Raw genomic sequence first — 17,156 nt, 5'->3', positions numbered from 1 at the left:
TTACCACCAGTACTTTCCGAAGTTTTCCGGGTTGGCCCAAAAGCGGGCGTTGAGCCAGTCCGGTACTTGTTTATAGTCAAGCAGATCATAGGTAAACAGCGTCAGAACCTGCTCATCACGCTGGAAACGCTCACCAGCCTGCAGGGCCAGCGAGAAGAAGTCGGTGTCCTTCCAGTCGCAGGCGCCCAGGTCCACCAGCACCGCAATGCGGCTGGCATTGAGGTTGCGGATGCCGCCAAGCAGCGTCAGGCCTTGTGGTTTTGACAGGTGCTCCAGGCAGTCCACCACCAGCGCCAGGTCAAACCGCTGTGCGGCAAGCTCCGCCGGCAAGGCTCCCGGTGCCGCGACAGACACCTGGGTATCCGGGTGCGCCTTTTGAAACGCTTCCAGCGCCGGGAACTGGCTGGCGCCCAACAACAACAGGCGTTTTGGCTGGTGCAAATCAAGCAAGGCGGCCAAGGCTTGCTGGGGTGTACGGGCAGAAATACCAGCGGTCATCAGAGATCCTCACATCAGGACCGTAGAGACTAGCGCGGCTGAGCGTGCGGGCCTAGAGCGGGCGGCAGCGAAAAGTCCGACAAGAGCAACGAACCTCAATGAATACAGGGGGGCGGCGCAGTGGCGCAGATGAAAAGAGCCGTCTTTACTCCACCCATCGGCCCCCGCCGATCCCCTCAGGAGAAATCAGATGAGCATCATGCGGACAGCTCTACCCTTGGTTCTGCTAACCGGAGTATTGACAGGTTGCGCAGGTTTGCAAAAAACCGATTGGCCCACCTGCGCCGCCGTTGGCGGTGTGACCGGCGCGGCGATCGGTGCCACTGAAAGCTCGGCCTATGCAGGCTATGGTGCGTTGCTGATCGGTGGCATGGCCGGCGCCTATTGCTGGGTGCACGGCGATGGCGACGAAGACGGCGATGGTGTGCCAGACAGCCGCGACAAGTGCCCGGGCACGCCAAAAGGTGTGCAGGTAAATGCCGATGGGTGTCCGCCTGCGCCGCCAGCGGCCGTGGTTGAGGAGGTCGTGGTGGTCAAGGAAGAAACCATCGTGATTCGCGATGTGCATTTTGAATTCGACTCGGCCAGGCTGACCGCGGCGGATAAAACCAAGCTCGACATCATCGCCACCCGCCTGAAACAGGAAGCCCCAAGCGCTCAACTGCGCGTCACCGGCCATACCGACAGCGTGGGCAAAGACGCCTACAACCAACGGCTCTCGGATAAGCGCGCGCATTCGGTGACGGATTACCTGGTCGGCTCCGGTGTGCCTCGCAGCGCCTTCGTGGCGGTGACGGGCGCGGGTGAGAGCCAGCCGGTGGCTGACAATAAAACCGCTGAAGGCCGTGCCTTGAACCGTCGCACGGAAATCCAGATCAACCGCTGACGGCCCTTGCCCCTGTGGGTTCCACAGGGGCATTGCTGGCAACTTTCGCTGAAGTCTCCCCTTTGTTAACTTTTTTGATCCTTCACTGGCAAAACGCCGGTAGAAGTCGTTACTGTGCGTCCAAAGAATAATTTGAAATAGCTTTTGTAATAATTCCGGGGAGCTTCATATGCGTAAGGTTTTACTGTTGGCCGTGTTGGTCAGCCCCGTTGCCCTGGCGCAAAGCGTCAGTGTTGAAACCAACTCGTTGATGCGCCTGCCCAGCAGCACCAGCGTGTTGCAACTGGAGCGCCTGGACGTGGCGGACTACGGCACCTTGCTGGTGCCTTCCACCATCAGCCAAGTCACGGTGGATGAGTTGCACCTGGGGCGTGACGCCCGTATCGCCATCGTGCCCGGCGGCACCGCGCTGCAATTGCAGGTGCGCCATGCGCAGTTGGACCACGGCAGCCAGATCACCTCACGCGGCGCTCCCGGTACCCATGAAAAGCCGGCCAAGGCTGGGCGTGATTTGATCTTGCGCATCAATTCGCTGAACGCTGAAGAACTCTCGGTGGACGCCCGTGGCGGCGCCGGTGCCCAAGGTTATGCCGGGCTGGATGGTGCCAACGGTGAGGACCCGGGTTGCACCTGGGGTTCGGCGGGCCGGGGCTTCAATGGCGATAACGGCGGGGATGGTTTGCCCGGCGCGGCAGGTGCACAGGTGCGGGTTGAGTTGCCGCAGGACTTCCCCGCGCAGCAGATCAAGGTGTGGGTGGACGGTGGCCCCGGTGGCCTGGCGGGCACGGCGGGTAAACCAGGTCGCGGCGGCGAGTCCAAGGGCTGCCTGGTGTACCGCGCAGACGGTGGCGAGAAAGGCCGCCCAGGGTTGGAAGGGCAGCCGGGGCCTACGGGGCCAGCGGGTACAGTGACCATCCAACGCCTGTAGAAACCCCGTAGCAGCTGTCGAGCCCTGGCGAGGCTGCGTCCGCGGTGTATCTGACGCACCGCGGACGCAGCCTCGCCAGGGCTCGACAGCTGCTACGTCGATTCGCGAGGGTTTTAGAACATCGGTCGGGCCGAAGCAATTGCCACCACCCCCAACCCCACGATCAGATTGATTCCCACCAGCTTGCGAATCTGACCCAACGCAGCCGCACCCGCCGGCCAATCTTCAGCCGCCACTGCCGTGCGCAATTCCGGGAGTTTCAACGCCTGGATACGGATAAACAGCGCCGTCATCACCAGATACAACCCCATCATCACCTGCACATAGCGCGGTGCTGTCTCAAACCCGCTGAAGCGCAACTGCAACAGGCCAATGCCGCTGATCGGCAAAACCGCCACCGCGACCCACACCCAAACGAAAAAACGTTGAAACACATTTGCCCACAGCTTGAGCCGGGCAGGGCCTTCAAGCGCCGCCACAGCGGCGGGGCGCAGGATCATCCAGGCGAAAAACATGCCGCCGACCCAGATCAGGGCAGCCAGTACATGCAGGGTATAAACGAGGCTAAACACAGTCATTGAGGTACTCCGTTCTGCGCGGGATTAATTAGCGGGGTATGATAGCGGCCGATCCGAACCACTGAAAATTTATCCAGCGTTTTTTGCGCCCGACTATCCATGATCAGCACTGAACTCAAAACTACGATCCAGGGCGCCTACACGCGTTTTCTCGAAGCCAAGAGCTTGAAACCGCGCTACGGCCAACGCCTGATGATCGCCGAAGTGGCCAAGGTCCTCGGGGATATCGACACCGACGACGAAGGCCGGCGCAGTGGCGACCCCGCGATCGTGGCCGTCGAGGCCGGCACCGGTACCGGCAAGACTGTAGCCTACAGCCTGGCCGCGATCCCTACCGCCAAGGCCGCCGGCAAACGCCTGGTGATTGCCACCGCGACCGTCGCCCTGCAAGAGCAGATCGTCTACAAAGACCTGCCTGACCTGATGCGCAACAGCGGCCTGAACTTCACCTTCGCCCTGGCCAAGGGCCGTGGCCGCTACATGTGCCTGTCCAAGCTCGACGTGCTGTTGCAGGAAGGCCACGCGCAAACCGCCACCGCGTCGCTGTTTGAAGAAGAAGGCTTCAAGATCGAAGTGGATGAAGTCAGCCAGAAGCTGTTCACCAGCATGATCGAGAAGCTGGCCGGCAATAAATGGGACGGCGACCGCGACAGCTGGCCCACCGCGCTGGAAGACGCCGACTGGGCGCGCCTGACCACCGACCACAGCCAGTGCACCAATCGCCATTGCCCCAACTTCGGCCAGTGCGCCTTCTACAAAGCGCGCGAAGGCATGGGCAAGGTCGATGTGATCGTCACTAACCACGACATGGTCCTGGCCGACCTGGCCTTGGGCGGTGGCGCCGTGCTGCCTGACCCGCGCGACACCCTCTATGTATTCGACGAAGGCCATCACCTGCCCGACAAGGCCATCGGCCACTTCGCCCACTACACGCGGCTGCGTTCCACTGCCGACTGGCTGGAAACCACCGCGAAGAACCTCACCAAGTTGTTGGCCCAGCATCCGCTGCCCGGCGACCTGGGCAAGCTGATCGAACAAGTGCCGGAGCTGGCGCGGGAGATCAAGACCCAACAGCAATTCATGTTCAGCGCCTGCGAGCAGGTGGCTGACTTCAAGCCCGGTGAAGACGTCGAGGGCCGTGAGCGACCCCGTCATCGTTTCGTCGGTGGGTTGATCCCCGAACACATGCGCGAAATGGGCATCGAGTTAAAGAAGGGCTTCTCGCGCCTGACCGACCTGTTCACCCGCCTTACTGACCTGCTCAAGGAGGGCATGGACGGCGAGGTCAACATTGGCATCGCCAGCAACCAGGCCGAAGAATGGTATCCGCTGTTCGGCAGTCTGCTTTCCCGTTCCCAGGGCAACTGGGAGTTGTGGACCGCTTTCACCGTCGAAGACCCGGAAGACAATCCGCCCATGGCGCGCTGGCTGACCCTGTCCGAAAGCGGCGCACTGTTTGATATCGAGGTCAACGCCAGCCCGATCCTGGCGGCCGAGATGCTGCGGCGCAACCTCTGGAACGTGGCCTACGGCTGCCTGGTGACCTCGGCCACGCTGACCGCGCTGGGTACTTTTGATCGCTTCCGCATGCGCGCCGGCCTGCCGAAAAAAGCCGTTACGGCGGTAGTGCCAAGCCCGTTCCATCACGCCGACGCGGGTGTGTTGCGGGTGCCGGACCTCAAGGCCGACCCACGGGATGCACCCGCCCACACGGCCGCGATCATCCGCGACCTGCCGGAGCTGGTAGAAGGCTCGCGGGGCACCCTGGTGCTGTTCTCGTCACGCAAACAGATGCAGGACGTGTTCGACGGCCTCGACCGCGACTGGCGCAAGCAAGTGTTTATCCAGGGCAACCTGTCCAAACAGGAAACCCTGAACAAGCACAAGGCGCGGGTCGACGGTGGAGACTCCAGCGTGCTGTTCGGCCTGGCGAGTTTCGCCGAGGGTGTGGACTTGCCCGGTGCCTACTGCGAACACGTGGTGATCGCCAAGATCCCGTTTTCGGTGCCGGATGATCCGGTCGAGGCGGCACTGGCCGAGTGGATCGAAGCACGGGGTGGTAATCCGTTCATGGAAATCTCGGTGCCGGATGCTTCCTTGAAGCTGGTCCAGGCCTGCGGTCGCTTGCTGCGTACCGAAGAAGACCGGGGCACCATCACCTTGCTCGACCGCCGTTTGGTCACCCAACGCTATGGCAAGGCTATCCTCAATGCCTTGCCGCCGTTCAGGCGCGAAATTTCTTAAGCCACCGTGGGCGGATTCGCCCACTTCGTGGTCTATCTCAATTATGTCATCAGGCCATTCACCGGCCGTCTGGGAGAACCTTGCTCGTATGATTCGCACGCTGCCCGCTCTTTTTGCCCTGCTGTTTACCGCGCCCTTGATGGCCGCGCCCGCCGGGCAACAGACCTTGTTCAACTTTGTCCGGCCTGCCGATGTGGTCAAGGTGGCGACCCAGGACGCCAGCCTGCCGCAATACAACGCCGAACAGACCGCCGAAGGCGAAGTGCTGCGCCGCATCACCTTCAACCCGGCGGCCGAACCGAGCCTGGTGCTCAGCCCGCAGACCGGCACCTGGGACTGGGCGCAATCGAGCGCCATGAGCTTGCGTATCCAGAGTGCGATGGACTGGGCGTTAACCCTCTATGTCAAGGTGCAGAGCAGCGATGGCCGCACCCTGATCAGTCGCATTGACTTGCCGGCCGGTCCGGCCCAGACCTTGTTGATCCCGTTGCAAGCCAATTCGCCGTTGAGCCAGGGCATGAAGGCCGGCCCGCCGATGCCGATCACCGTGGACGGCCAGCGCGTATTGCTCGCCAGCAGCGCGGGTGAAATCGACCGCAGCCAGGTGGTTTCGGTGACCTTGTCGATGCTCAAGCCCAACGCCGCCCAGAGCATCTTGCTGGAGCGCTTTGGCGTGCAGGACAGCGCGCCTGTATTGAAGGCGGCCTACAGCGAGTTGGTGGATGCCTATGGTCAATCCACCCGGGCGCGCTGGCCGGAAAAAGTCAGCAGCGACGAGCAACTCAAAGCCGCTGCGGCCAAGGAACAACAGCAACTTCAGGGCTGGCTGGCCACGCGGGATAAGTCCGCCCTGGACCAGTACGGCGGCTGGAACAAAGGCCCGGCGTTCGACGCCAGCGGGTTTTTCCGCACCGAAAAACGCGACGGCCGCTGGTACCTGGTGACGCCGGAGGGGCATCCGTTCTACTCCCTGGGCGTCAATACTGTGGCCCCGGACAACAGCCAGACTTATGTGGCCGGGCGTGAATGGATGTTCGCGGCGTTGCCTAAAGGCGGCGAACCCTTCGACAAGTACTACGGCAGCGGCGACAACCGTACCGGTAACGGTGCAGGCGAAGGGCGTAGCTTTGGTGCCGGCCGTTGGTATGACTTTTACGGCGCCAACTTGCAACGCACGTATGGCGGTGACGGTTTCGACCAAAAACGCTGGGTCACCCATACCCTTGACCGCCTGCAAGCCTGGGGTTTCAACACCGTAGGCAACTGGAGCGACGAGGGTTTGACCACTGCCGATCGTGTGCCCTACACCTTGCCGCTGTCGATCGTCGGCGACTACGCCAGCATCAGCACCGGCACCGACTGGTGGGGTGGCATGCCCGACCCGTTCGACCCGCGTTTCGCCATGGCCACCGAACGCGCCGTGGCTATCGCCGCCCGCGATCACCGTGACGACCCGTGGTTGGTCGGTTTCTTTGCCGACAACGAGCTGGCCTGGGCCGGCCCCGGCGATGATGCTAAATCCCGCTACGCCTTGGCCTACGGCACCTTGCGCATGACCACCGACGTACCGGCCAAGCGCGCCTTCCTCAAACAACTGCGTGACAAGTACCGTAACGAAGAGGGCCTGTCGAAAGCCTGGGGCATCGAGTTGAAGGGCTGGGAATTGATGGAAGACCCGGGCTTCGAACCGCCGATTCCCAACCCTGAGCACCCGGAAATCGAAGCTGATTTCCGATACTTCCAGAAGACGTTTGCGGATGCCTACTTCAAGACCATCTCCGACTCGCTGAAATGGCACGCCCCCAACCAACTGCTGTTGGGCGGCCGGTATGCGGTCAGCACGCCGGAAGCCGTGGCCTCCTGCGCGCAGTATTGCGATGTGCTGAGCTTCAACATGTACACGCTTAAGCCGCAGGACGGCTATGATTTTGCCGCTTTGCGTGCGCTGGACAAGCCGGTGCTGATCACCGAATTCAACTTCGGCTCGGCCGACCGTGGGCCGTTCTGGGGTGGCGTGACGCAGTTGGCCAAGGAAGACGACCGTGGCGCGGCTTACGGCAACTTCTTGAAGCAGGCCATGGCCGAGCCGTCGATTGTCGGCGTGCATTGGTTCCAGTACCTGGACCAGCCGGTGACCGGTCGATTGCTCGACGGTGAAAACGGCCACTTTGGCCTGGTGGGCATCACCGACGTACCGTTCCAGGGTTTTGTTGAAAGCGTGCGCAAAAGTAACCTGGCGGCGGTCGATCAACTCGGCAAAGAGGCCGAAAAGGCCAAGGCGGCCGGTGCCGTGCGCGAAAGCGAAGGGGGCAGGGCCGGGCACGAAGGCAAAGGCCCGGGGCAGGGCGCCGGGCATGCCGGTGGGCACTCCGGAAATGGTCATTGATTGAGTGCTGACGGGTTCACAAAACCCACAAGGGCTGGAACAATGTCGGCCACTTTTTGCTGTGTTGTCCGAGGGTGTTCAGGTGCAGATCCAGGGTCATTACGAACTCCAGTTCGAAGCGGTACGTGAAGCCTTTGCCGCGTTGTTCGATGACCCCCAGGAGCGCGGGGCCGGGCTCTGCATCCAGATCGGCGGTGAAACCGTCGTCGACCTGTGGGCCGGTACCGCCGACAAGGACGGTAGCGAGGCCTGGCACAGCGATACGATCGTCAACCTGTTCTCCTGCACCAAGACCTTTACTGCCGTTACGGCCCTGCAGCTGGTGGCCGAAGGCAAATTGCAACTGGATGCACCGGTTGCCAACTACTGGCCGGAATTTGCGGCGGCAGGCAAAGAAGCCATCACCCTGCGCCAGTTGCTCTGCCACCAGGCCGGGTTGCCGGCGATCCGCCAGATGCTGCCTACTGAAGCCCTGTACGATTGGCAACTGATGGTCGACACACTGGCGGCCGAAGCACCGTGGTGGACGCCGGGCCAAGGCCATGGCTACGAGGCGATCACCTACGGCTGGCTGGTGGGTGAGTTGCTGCGTCGCGCCGATGGGCGCGGGCCGGGAGAGTCCATCGTGGCGCGGGTTGCACGGCCATTGGGGCTGGACTTTCATGTGGGCCTGGCCGATGAAGAGTTTTATCGCGTCGCGCATATAGCGCGCAGCAAAGGCAATAGGGGCGATGAGGCCGCACAACGCTTACTGCAAGTAATGATGCGTGAACCTGAGGCCATGACTACACGGGCTTTTGCCAATCCACCGTCTATTCTGACCAGCACTAATAAACCCGAATGGCGGCGTATGCAGCAGCCAGCGGCAAATGGTCACGGTAATGCACGTAGCCTGGCGGGTTTTTATAGTGGATTGTTGGACGGTAGTTTGCTGGAAGCCGACATGCTTGAACAATTGACCCGTGAGCACAGTATCGGGCCGGATAAAACATTATTGACACAAACCCGTTTTGGCCTGGGCTGCATGTTGGACCAACCGCAGTTGCCCAACGCCACCTTCGGCCTTGGCCCGCGTGCTTTCGGGCATCCCGGCGCGGGTGGTTCGGTCGGGTTTGCCGATCCCGAGCATGATGTAGCGTTTGGTTTCGTGACTAATACATTGGGGCCTTATGTACTAATGGACCCGCGGGCGCAGAAGTTGGTCGGAATATTGGCCGGTTGTCTGTAAACCCCTTGCTGTTTCACGTTTTTTTGTTACAAAGGCAACTATAAGAAGACGCTGAACGAAATGACGTAACTTTAATGTTCTGTAAGCGTCTGTTTAACGGGTCACCCAGACCCCCGTTTCTTTTCTCATTTTGTGGATATCTCATGTTATCGAACAAGTCCTTGGCACTGGCGCTATGCCTCACTATTACCGGCTGCGCACAAACTCCACAAAATGATGCCGAGGGCGGGCATTGGTGGTCATTTGGATCTGATAAGGCCGCTACCAAGGACGCAGTGACCCAAACCGACGCCAAGCCGGATGCGAAGCCGGATGCCAAGCCCGCTGCGGGCGCCAAGCCTGCAGCACCAGTAGCGGCCGCCGCTGCTGCGCCAGCCCCAGCGCCAACCGCCAAGGCTGACACCGGCTCCAACTGGTGGCCGTTCTCGTCCAAAAGCGCCGACGAAAAGGCGGCCGATGCCAAGGCTGACCTGAAAGCCGACCTCAAGGCCGCGGAGCCAGCACCTGCCGCCGCCCCAGTCGTCGCCAAGACCGACACCGACACCAAATGGTGGTGGCCTTTCGAAAGCAAACCTAAGCCATTGGCCAAGGTCGACGTGACCAACGTACCAATGCCTGATCCGAAAATCACTCAGGCCTGGCTGGACGACTATGAGCCACGCCTGCGGGCCGCCATCAAGGACAGCAACCTGCAACTGGAGCGTCGTGACAATGTGCTGGTGGTGATTGCCCCGGTAGACGGCTCCTACAACCCGAAACGCCCAGCGATGCTGCTGCCCGTCACCCTCGGCCCGTTCACCCGCGTTGCCAAGGCCGTTGAAGCCGATCCAAAGACCGCCGTACTGGTATTGGGCCACGTCGATGCCACCGGCACCGCCCCGGCCAGCCAGGCGCTGACCAAGGAACGTGCACAATCCATCGCCTCGATCTTCAGCCTCAGCGGCCTCAAGCAAGACCGCCTGATGCTGCGCGGCATGGGCGACCTGATGCCACGTGCCGCCAACGACAGCAACCAGGGTCGCGCCCTGAACCGTCGTATGGAAATCATGTTCACCCAGCGCACCACCATGCTGGCTTTGCTGAGCAAGTATCAGTCGGGCAAGACTCCACCTGTGGCTGAAATGGTTGCAGTACAGAACGTTCCAGCCCCGGCCCCGGCTGCGAAAGCCCCGGCCAAGAAAGCTACAGCCGCCAAGAAAGCCGCTGCCAAGCCAGCCGCTAAAAAAGCACCGGCCAAGCCTGCTGCCAAAAAGCCTGCTCCCGCCAAAGCCAAGGCCGCTGCACCGGCAAACGACCAGGCGAAAAACTGATCTGCTGAACCAGAAGGATAAAGCCGCATGACCCAGGCACTGGCCGATATGCGCCGTGACTACACACGGGATGGTTTGAGCGAGGCCCAGGCCCCGAGTGAGCCGTTTGCCTTGTTCCACCAGTGGTTTGCTGATGCAGTGACAACCGAGCAGCCCCCGGTGGAAGCCAATGCCATGACCTTGGCCACGGTCGACCAGGACGGTCGCCCGCACTGCCGCATCCTGTTGCTCAAGGGCCTGGATGCGCAGGGCTTTACCTTCTTCACCAATTATCAGAGTGCCAAGGGCCAACAGCTCGCGGCTCGGCCGTTTGCGGCCATGACCTTTTTCTGGCCGACCCTGGAACGCCAAGTGCGCATCGAGGGGCGGGTGGTCAAGGTCACGCCTGAGGAGTCGGACGCTTATTACCAGGTCCGTCCGCTGGGCAGCCGTCTGGGGGCCTGGGCGTCCCCGCAGAGCCAGGTCATCCGTGACCGCGAAGAACTGCAGGACCTGCTCAAGGCCACCGAACAGCGTTTCAGCGATACCCAGCCCGATTGCCCCGAGCATTGGGGTGGCTATCGTTTGCTGCCGGAGCGCATCGAGTTCTGGCAAGGTCGCGCCAGCCGCTTGCATGACCGCTTGAACTATCGCTTGCAAGGGGCCGACTGGACCCGCGAACGCCTGGCGCCCTGAGCCACACCTTTCGTCACCTCACCTGAATGTTGCCGATCACGCCGAAGTCTCTATCACAGAGGCTTCGGGCGTGTGCTGCTGCGCGGCTTTTTTCAACCAGAGCGGCAAATCGGACCGCCTGATTTTCAGCGCGCGAGCCTGCTCCAGCTGTTGCAGCATAAATGCGCGCTTGTGCAGGTCATTGCCCGCCAGCGATAGCGCCAGGTCACGGTCGATCCAGCGCCTGATACGCAGGTACAGCCAGCCGTGGAAATACAGGCCGGCAAGCGTTGTGACTACAATGATGAAGTAATCCATGGAGGTCCTGGCTAGGAGTGGAGTGCTACCGTTCGTCGAGTTTCCTGGTACGGGCTGTCTGTACTCAGGCTGAATGAAAGCAATTTTCTGCGGCGCTTGCCGTGACAGGCGTCAAGCTGCAGCGTTTAATGAACACCTGTCCTTTGGAGTTGATGCTATGCGTAAGTCCGTTTTACTGGTTGCCTGCTTTACCACCCTGTCGTTGCTGCTGGGTGGCTGCGCCTCGAGTCTGACCGGCGACTCGTACTCCCGCGACGAAGCGCGTCGTGTTCAGACCGTGCGCATGGGGACCATCGAATCCCTGCGCCCCGTGAAAATCGAAGGCACCAAGACCCCAATCGGCGGCGCTGCTGGCGCAGTCATCGGCGGCGTTGGCGGCAGCGCTATCGGCGGCGGCCGTGGCAGCATCGTGACTGCCGTGATCGGCGCCGTTGCTGGCGGCCTGCTGGGCTCGGCCACCGAAGAAGGCCTGACCCGCACCCAGGGTGTGGAAATCACCGTACGCGAAGACGACGGCAGCATGCGCGCCTACGTGCAGGCTGTGCAGGAGAATGAAATCTTCCGCATTGGTGACCGCGTACGCATCATGACCGTTGATGGTACTAGCCGCGTTACGCGTTAAGCGCTGGTTGTAGAAATACAAAACCCCAGCCGGGTGACCGGTTGGGTTTTTTTGGTTTTATGGGGTGTGGTCGGGCTGAACTGCAAAAAATGCAGGCAATAAAAAACCGCCTTAGTAGGGCGGTTTTTTATTGCGAACCCCATTATTAACGGGGGCTGCGACTTCAAAGATGCATTGACCTGTATCCAAAGGCTCACGTGTTCCGGTAAGTGCGCTGGAGGTAAGGCCTGACGTTAGGAGGGCCGAGTATGTCGAAGTTTGCACGACCTGTGGCGAGGGAGCTTGCTCCCGCTGGGGCGCGAAGCGGCCCCTTTTGCGTAAGCGATATAACAATCGCGGTAAACGCTTTGGGGCCGCTGCGCAGCCCAGCGGGAGCAAGCTCCCTCGCCACAGTGAGTAGGCTTCGTCGGGCGTATCAGGCCTTCTTGCGACTCGCCATCGCTGTCACCGCGTAACCAATACACGCCGCCAATATCGAGCCGGTCAAAATTCCCATGCGGTCCTCGCCCGCGAACTCACTGGCACCCGGCACAAATGCCAGCGAACCCACAAACAGGCTCATGGTAAAGCCGATGCCGCACAGGATTGCCACGCCAAACACCTGGCCCCAGTTTGCGCCGTTGGGCAGGGCGGCAATTCCGGTCTTGATAGCCAACCAGGTAAGGCCGAACACGCCGACGGTCTTGCCGATCAACAGGCCTGCGGCGATACCCATAGGCACATGGTGGGTGAAGCTTTCCAGGCTGACACCTGTCAGCGAGACCCCGGCGTTGGCGAAGGCGAACAGTGGCAGGATGGCGTAGGCCACCCACGGGTGCAGGGCGTGCTCCAGCGTGAGCAACGGTGACGGCTCGGCGTTCTTGGTGCGCATCGGGATGCAGAATGCCAACGTCACACCGGCGAGCGTCGCGTGTACGCCGCTCTTGAGCACACACACCCACAGGATCAGACCAATGATCAGGTACGGTCCAAGTTTGATAACACCCAGGCGGTTCATCGCGATCAGGGCAATCAAGCAGGCACCTGCACCTGCCAGGGCGGCGCCGGACAGGTCGGCGGAATAGAAAATGGCGATCACGATGATCGCGCCCAGGTCGTCAATAATCGCCAGGGTCATCAGGAACAGCTTCAGCGACACCGGTACGCGTTTGCCCAGCAGGGCCAGCACGCCGAGGGCGAAGGCAATGTCGGTGGCCATCGGGATCGCCCACCCCGAAAGTGCCGCGGGGTAGTCCTTGTTGATCGCCCAGTAGATCAGCGCTGGCACCACCATGCCGCCGATGGCCGCTGCGCCGGGCAGCACCACTTGCGAGGGCTTTGACAGGTGGCCGTCGAGCAGCTCGCGCTTGACCTCAAGGCCGATCAGCAGGAAGAACAAGGCCATCAGGCCATCGTTGATCCAAAGCAAGGCGGGCTTGGCGATTTTCAACGCGCCAATCTGCGCCACTACCGGTACGTCGAGAAACGCGCTGTACAGGTGCGACAAAGGTGAATTGTTGACGATCAGGGCCAGGGCGGCTGCCGCGATCAACAACAGACCGCTGGCGGCTTCCAGCTGGAAGAAACGGGTGAAAGTGCTACGCAGAGGCAAGGGATGCTCTCCAATCCAGGTTCAATAGGTGGGTACCCTAACCCGTACCGTTGGTTGTTAAAACAAAAGTTATATTCTTATTTGTTATAAGCGGCGGTTCGCGTTGACGTTACGTCGAAGCCTAGCAATTACGCCCTCAATTGAGCCGGTACTGTATCTGTGTGGTGAGTAGGAAACCCCCTAAAATCAGGGCTTACACCTTTAGAGAAACTCTCCATGAACGACCAACGTCCCTGGGCCCGCGAAGCCATTCGTATCATTGAAGCAGACTTCCAGCGCAGCGCCGACACGCACCTGATTCCCTTGCCTCTGCCGGGGTTGCCGGGTATTGAGTTGTACTTCAAGGACGAGTCCAGCCACCCCACTGGCAGCCTCAAGCATAGGCTGGCTCGCTCGCTGTTCCTGTATGCGTTGTGCAACGGCTGGCTCAAGCCTGGCGCGCCGGTGATCGAAGCGTCCAGCGGGTCAACGGCGATTTCCGAAGCTTACTTTGCCGGTCTGCTCGGCTTGCCATTTATTGCGGTGATGCCGGCCACCACCTCCCAGGAAAAAATCGCGCAGATTGCTTTCTACGGCGGTAAAAGCCACCTGGTACAGGACCCGACGCAGATCTATGCGGAGTCCGAGCGGCTGGCACTGGAAAGCGGTGGTCATTTCATGGACCAGTTCACCTACGCCGAGCGCGCCACCGACTGGCGTGCGAACAACAACATCGCCGAGTCGATCTTCCAGCAGATGCGTTTCGAGCAGCATCCGGAACCGAGCTGGCTGATCTCCAGCCCCGGCACCGGCGGCACCACAGCAACTCTCGGCCGTTATGTGCGCTATCGCCAGCATTGCACCCGTGTGTTGTGTGCCGATGCCGAACGCTCCGTGTTCTTTGATTTCTATCAGAGTGGCGACGCGAGTTTGCGCCTGGACTGTGGTTCGCGCATCGAAGGGATTGGTCGGCCACGGGTCGAGGCATCCTTTTTGCCAAAGGTGATTGATGCGATGGTCAAGGTGCCGGATGCGCTCTCGCTGGCGGCCATGCATTACCTTGCTGCACGGCTTGGACGGCGGGTCGGCGGTTCCAGCGGGACCAACCTGATTGGCGCGCTGGTGGCGGCGCAGCAGATGAAAGCGGCGGGGGAGTCGGGCTCGATCGTGGCGATTTTGTGTGATGGGGGTGAGCGGTATGCCACCACCTATTACGATCAGGCGTGGCTGGCGGGGCAAGGCTATGAATTGGTCGGGTTAATGGCGGCCGTTGCGGCCAGTGTGGAGCGGGGTGAGCCATTGCCCGAAACGATCTTGCGCGCAAATATCTGACCCGACACAACAACCAATGTGGGAGCTGGCTCGCCTGCGATTACAGACTGTCAGTCGCCGAATTTATCGACTGAACCATCACAATCGCAGCGATGCGGTGATCCGGCAAGCCAGCTCCCACCTTTGAATGGGGGCTGGCAGGGAGAGAATGTCAGGCCTCGATGCCCAACATATCTCGCGCCAACGCCTCGGCAATCCGAATCCCATCCACACCCGCTGACAGAATCCCCCCGGCATAACCGGCGCCTTCACCGGCCGGGAACAGGCCTTTCACGTTCAAGCTCTGCATCGATTCGTTACGGGTTATCCGCAGTGGCGACGAGGTGCGCGTCTCGATACCGGTCAACACCGCGTCGTGCAGCGAATAGCCCTTGATCTGTTTCTCGAACGCCGGCAACGCTTCGCGGATCGCCTCGATAGCGAAGTCCGGCAACGCCAGGGCCAGGTCACCGAGAGCAACGCCAGGCTTGTAGGACGGTTCCACACTGCCGATAGCGGTCGATGGCTTACCGGCGATGAAATCACCCACCAATTGCGCCGGGGCCTCGTAGTTGCTGCCGCCGAGGACGTAGGCGTGGGACTCCAGGCGTTCCTGCAACTCGATACCCGCCAGCGGGCCACCCGGGTAATCCACTTCAGGCGTGATGCCGACCACGATGCCGGAGTTGGCATTGCGCTCGTTACGCGAGTACTGGCTCATACCGTTGGTGACGACGCGACCTGGCTCGGAGGTCGCGGCAACCACGGTGCCGCCTGGGCACATGCAGAAGCTGTAGACCGAGCGGCCGTTCTTAGCGTGGTGCACCAGCTTGTAGTCGGCGGCGCCGAGTTTTGGGTGCCCGGCGTATTTGCCCAGGCGCGCGGCGTCGATCAGCGACTGTGGGTGTTCAATACGGAAGCCCACCGAGAACGGCTTGGCTTCCATGTAAACCCCACGGCCGTGGAGCATGCGGAAGGTATCGCGGGCGCTGTGGCCGAGAGCCAGGATCACATGCCTGGACAGGATCTGCTCGCCGCCATCGACCACCACGCCGTTCAACTGGCCGTCTTCGATCAGCACGTCGGTAACCCGCTGCTCGAAGCGCACTTCACCGCCCAGGGCGATGATCTGCTCGCGCATGTTCTCCACCACGCCGGTCAGGCGGAATGTACCGATATGCGGCTTGCTGACGTAGAGGATTTCTTCCGGCGCACCGGCCTTGACGAACTCGTGCAGGACTTTGCGACCGTGGAACTTCGGGTCCTTGATCTGGCTGTACAGCTTGCCATCGGAAAAGGTCCCGGCGCCGCCTTCACCGAATTGCACGTTGGATTCGGGGTTGAGCACGTTTTTGCGCCACAGGCCCCAGGTGTCCTTGGTGCGCTGACGCACTTCCTTGCCGCGTTCGAGGATGATCGGCTTGAAGCCCATCTGCGCGAGCAACAGCCCGGCGAAAATGCCGCACGGGCCAAAGCCCACGACGATTGGACGTTCTGTCAGGCCTTCCGGCGCCTGGCCGACCACGGTGTAGCTGACATCCGGCGCCGGGTTGACGTTGCGGTCATCAGCGAACTTGAGCAACAGGGCGGCTTCGCCTTTCACGTTCAGATCGATGGTGTAGATGAAACACAGCTCCGACGATTTCTTGCGGGCGTCGTAGCTGCGCTTGAACAGGGTGAAATCGAGCAGGTCATCACTGGCGATGCCCAGGCGCTGCACGATGGCAGGCCGCAGGTCTTCTTCGGGATGGTCGATGGGCAGCTTGAGTTCGGTGATTCGTAACATGACAGGATCCGGTAGGCGGCGGGCTCGGAGGCCGGCTGTTTTGCAAACCGGCGATTATAAGCCCCAAAGGCGGTTTCCCGTCATGTTAAAACAGCGCAGCGTGGAGTCAGTCGTCGCGTGAACCGCCGAACGACGCGCAACCGCGCTGTACCTGACCGTTGACGCGCAACTCGGCGGTCATGTGTTGCAGGCTGCCGCTCGCGCTGTCGATGCAACGTTGTGGGGCCACCCACAGTTCGACGCGCTGGTTGTTGGCTTCAGTCATCAGGTTGAAGCGGCCGTCACCGATCTGCTCTTCCACATAAGGCACTGCCAGTGGCGGCTGGCCTTCGCGCTCCAGTACCAGGCCCTTGGCGGTGACGTTCATTATCCAGGTCGGCTTGTGACCGTTGGCACGCAGGATCATGCGCTTGAAGTCCGGATCGTTGCAGGCCGAGGTCGAGCGTTCGACGCGATACAGCTGTTGCAGGTCCACGCTGCCCTGGGTGCCGCTGGCAACGCCGGAAAATTTGCCGCGCAGGTCGGCAAACAACGCGCCTTGCTGGCCGGCCAGGGAGGCCGCTTCCTGCAGGATGCTGGTGCCCCCGGTATCGTTGACCACGTAGTTGCGCTTGTCGTTGCACGGCTGGAACAGCAGTTTGTCGCCGACCGCCGTGAGTTCGCCCTGCATGCGGGTCAGCCCGGCAAGAGAAGGCTTGGCTGGGTCGCTGTCGAACATCTGGCAGGCGGCGAACAGGGGAAACAAGGCAAGTAGAGTAAGGGTATGAGCGGCGCGCATTATCGGTCTCCAGACAAGTGCCGCCACGTTACGCAGGCTGGCGTTTCATCACAACCCCG

At 61.2% G+C, this 17,156-nt stretch carries 15 protein-coding genes; 9 read left to right on the top strand and 6 right to left on the bottom strand.

Features of this window, described 5'->3' with window-relative positions; genetic code table 11:
• The gene (locus tag BFP95_RS17715; protein WP_049709632.1) at nucleotides 1-498 is read right to left on the bottom strand and encodes a DUF6231 family protein; all 498 of its coding nucleotides are present in this window, start codon (nucleotides 496-498) and stop codon (nucleotides 1-3) included.
• Between the two features lie 190 nt (nucleotides 499-688).
• On the opposite strand from BFP95_RS17715, the gene BFP95_RS17710 reads away from it, so the two are divergent.
• Both BFP95_RS17710 and BFP95_RS17705 read left to right on the top strand, forming a co-directional pair.
• Complete coding sequence (locus BFP95_RS17710) at nucleotides 689-1,384, top strand: OmpA family protein (RefSeq protein WP_065872411.1); 696 nt, start codon at nucleotides 689-691, stop codon at nucleotides 1,382-1,384.
• Between the two features lie 169 nt (nucleotides 1,385-1,553).
• Complete coding sequence (locus BFP95_RS17705) at nucleotides 1,554-2,312, top strand: collagen-like triple helix repeat-containing protein (protein WP_065872410.1); 759 nt, start codon at nucleotides 1,554-1,556, stop codon at nucleotides 2,310-2,312.
• Nucleotides 2,313-2,425: 113 nt separating this feature from the next.
• Here BFP95_RS17705 and BFP95_RS17700 read toward each other — a convergent pair whose 3' ends face one another.
• Nucleotides 2,426-2,890 carry a CopD family protein gene (locus BFP95_RS17700; protein WP_065872409.1) on the bottom strand — a complete coding sequence of 155 codons (465 nt, stop codon included), beginning with the start codon at nucleotides 2,888-2,890 and terminating at the stop codon, nucleotides 2,426-2,428.
• 99 nt (nucleotides 2,891-2,989) lie between these two features.
• On the opposite strand from BFP95_RS17700, the gene dinG reads away from it, so the two are divergent.
• From dinG to pdxH, 5 genes are all read left to right on the top strand, one after another.
• Complete coding sequence (gene dinG / locus BFP95_RS17695) at nucleotides 2,990-5,134, top strand: ATP-dependent DNA helicase DinG (protein ID WP_065880050.1); 2,145 nt, start codon at nucleotides 2,990-2,992, stop codon at nucleotides 5,132-5,134.
• A gap of 88 nt (nucleotides 5,135-5,222) precedes the next feature.
• Nucleotides 5,223-7,520 (top strand): beta-galactosidase, encoded by a 2,298-nt coding sequence (locus BFP95_RS17690; protein ID WP_065880049.1) that lies wholly within the window; start codon nucleotides 5,223-5,225, stop codon nucleotides 7,518-7,520.
• Nucleotides 7,521-7,602: 82 nt separating this feature from the next.
• A complete protein-coding gene (locus tag BFP95_RS17685) occupies nucleotides 7,603-8,748 on the top strand; it encodes a serine hydrolase domain-containing protein (protein ID WP_065880126.1) in 1,146 nt (381 codons plus the stop codon).
• Nucleotides 8,749-8,891: 143 nt separating this feature from the next.
• Nucleotides 8,892-10,058 (top strand): OmpA family protein, encoded by a 1,167-nt coding sequence (locus BFP95_RS17680; RefSeq protein ID WP_083224228.1) that lies wholly within the window; start codon nucleotides 8,892-8,894, stop codon nucleotides 10,056-10,058.
• Between the two features lie 27 nt (nucleotides 10,059-10,085).
• On the top strand, nucleotides 10,086-10,733 hold the full coding sequence (gene pdxH / locus BFP95_RS17675) for a pyridoxamine 5'-phosphate oxidase (RefSeq protein WP_065872405.1): 648 nt from the start codon (nucleotides 10,086-10,088) through the stop codon (nucleotides 10,731-10,733).
• A gap of 36 nt (nucleotides 10,734-10,769) precedes the next feature.
• Here pdxH and BFP95_RS17670 read toward each other — a convergent pair whose 3' ends face one another.
• Entirely contained in the window at nucleotides 10,770-11,030 is a 261-nt protein-coding gene (locus tag BFP95_RS17670) for a hypothetical protein (protein ID WP_065872404.1), read from the bottom strand.
• Between the two features lie 157 nt (nucleotides 11,031-11,187).
• Here BFP95_RS17670 and BFP95_RS17665 point away from each other — a divergent pair, with 157 nt between their 5' ends.
• A complete protein-coding gene (locus tag BFP95_RS17665; RefSeq protein ID WP_003189251.1) occupies nucleotides 11,188-11,652 on the top strand; it encodes a glycine zipper 2TM domain-containing protein in 465 nt (154 codons plus the stop codon).
• A 415-nt stretch (nucleotides 11,653-12,067) separates the two neighbouring features.
• Here the strand turns inward: BFP95_RS17665 and nhaA are convergent, their stop codons facing one another.
• A complete protein-coding gene (gene nhaA / locus BFP95_RS17660) occupies nucleotides 12,068-13,243 on the bottom strand; it encodes a Na+/H+ antiporter NhaA (RefSeq protein ID WP_065910491.1) in 1,176 nt (391 codons plus the stop codon).
• A gap of 216 nt (nucleotides 13,244-13,459) precedes the next feature.
• On the opposite strand from nhaA, the gene BFP95_RS17655 reads away from it, so the two are divergent.
• The gene (locus tag BFP95_RS17655) at nucleotides 13,460-14,554 is read left to right on the top strand and encodes a PLP-dependent cysteine synthase family protein (RefSeq protein WP_065872402.1); all 1,095 of its coding nucleotides are present in this window, start codon (nucleotides 13,460-13,462) and stop codon (nucleotides 14,552-14,554) included.
• Nucleotides 14,555-14,705: 151 nt separating this feature from the next.
• On the opposite strand, the gene BFP95_RS17650 is transcribed toward BFP95_RS17655, so the two are convergent.
• Together BFP95_RS17650 and BFP95_RS17645 are read right to left on the bottom strand one after the other, a co-directional pair.
• Nucleotides 14,706-16,319, bottom strand: a complete 1,614-nt coding sequence (locus BFP95_RS17650; protein WP_065910490.1) for an NAD(P)/FAD-dependent oxidoreductase — start codon at nucleotides 16,317-16,319, stop codon at nucleotides 14,706-14,708.
• A gap of 106 nt (nucleotides 16,320-16,425) precedes the next feature.
• A complete protein-coding gene (locus BFP95_RS17645; RefSeq protein ID WP_065872400.1) occupies nucleotides 16,426-17,097 on the bottom strand; it encodes a COG3650 family protein in 672 nt (223 codons plus the stop codon).
• Nucleotides 17,098-17,156: the final 59 nt, after the last annotated feature.

It is taken from the genome of Pseudomonas sp. 58 R 12 (assembly GCF_900005865.1).
Taxonomy (GTDB): Bacteria; Pseudomonadota; Gammaproteobacteria; order Pseudomonadales; family Pseudomonadaceae; genus Aquipseudomonas; species Aquipseudomonas tritici.
The sequence above is the reverse complement of the archived record's forward strand: the minus strand, read 5'-3'. Positions and strand labels throughout refer to the sequence as shown.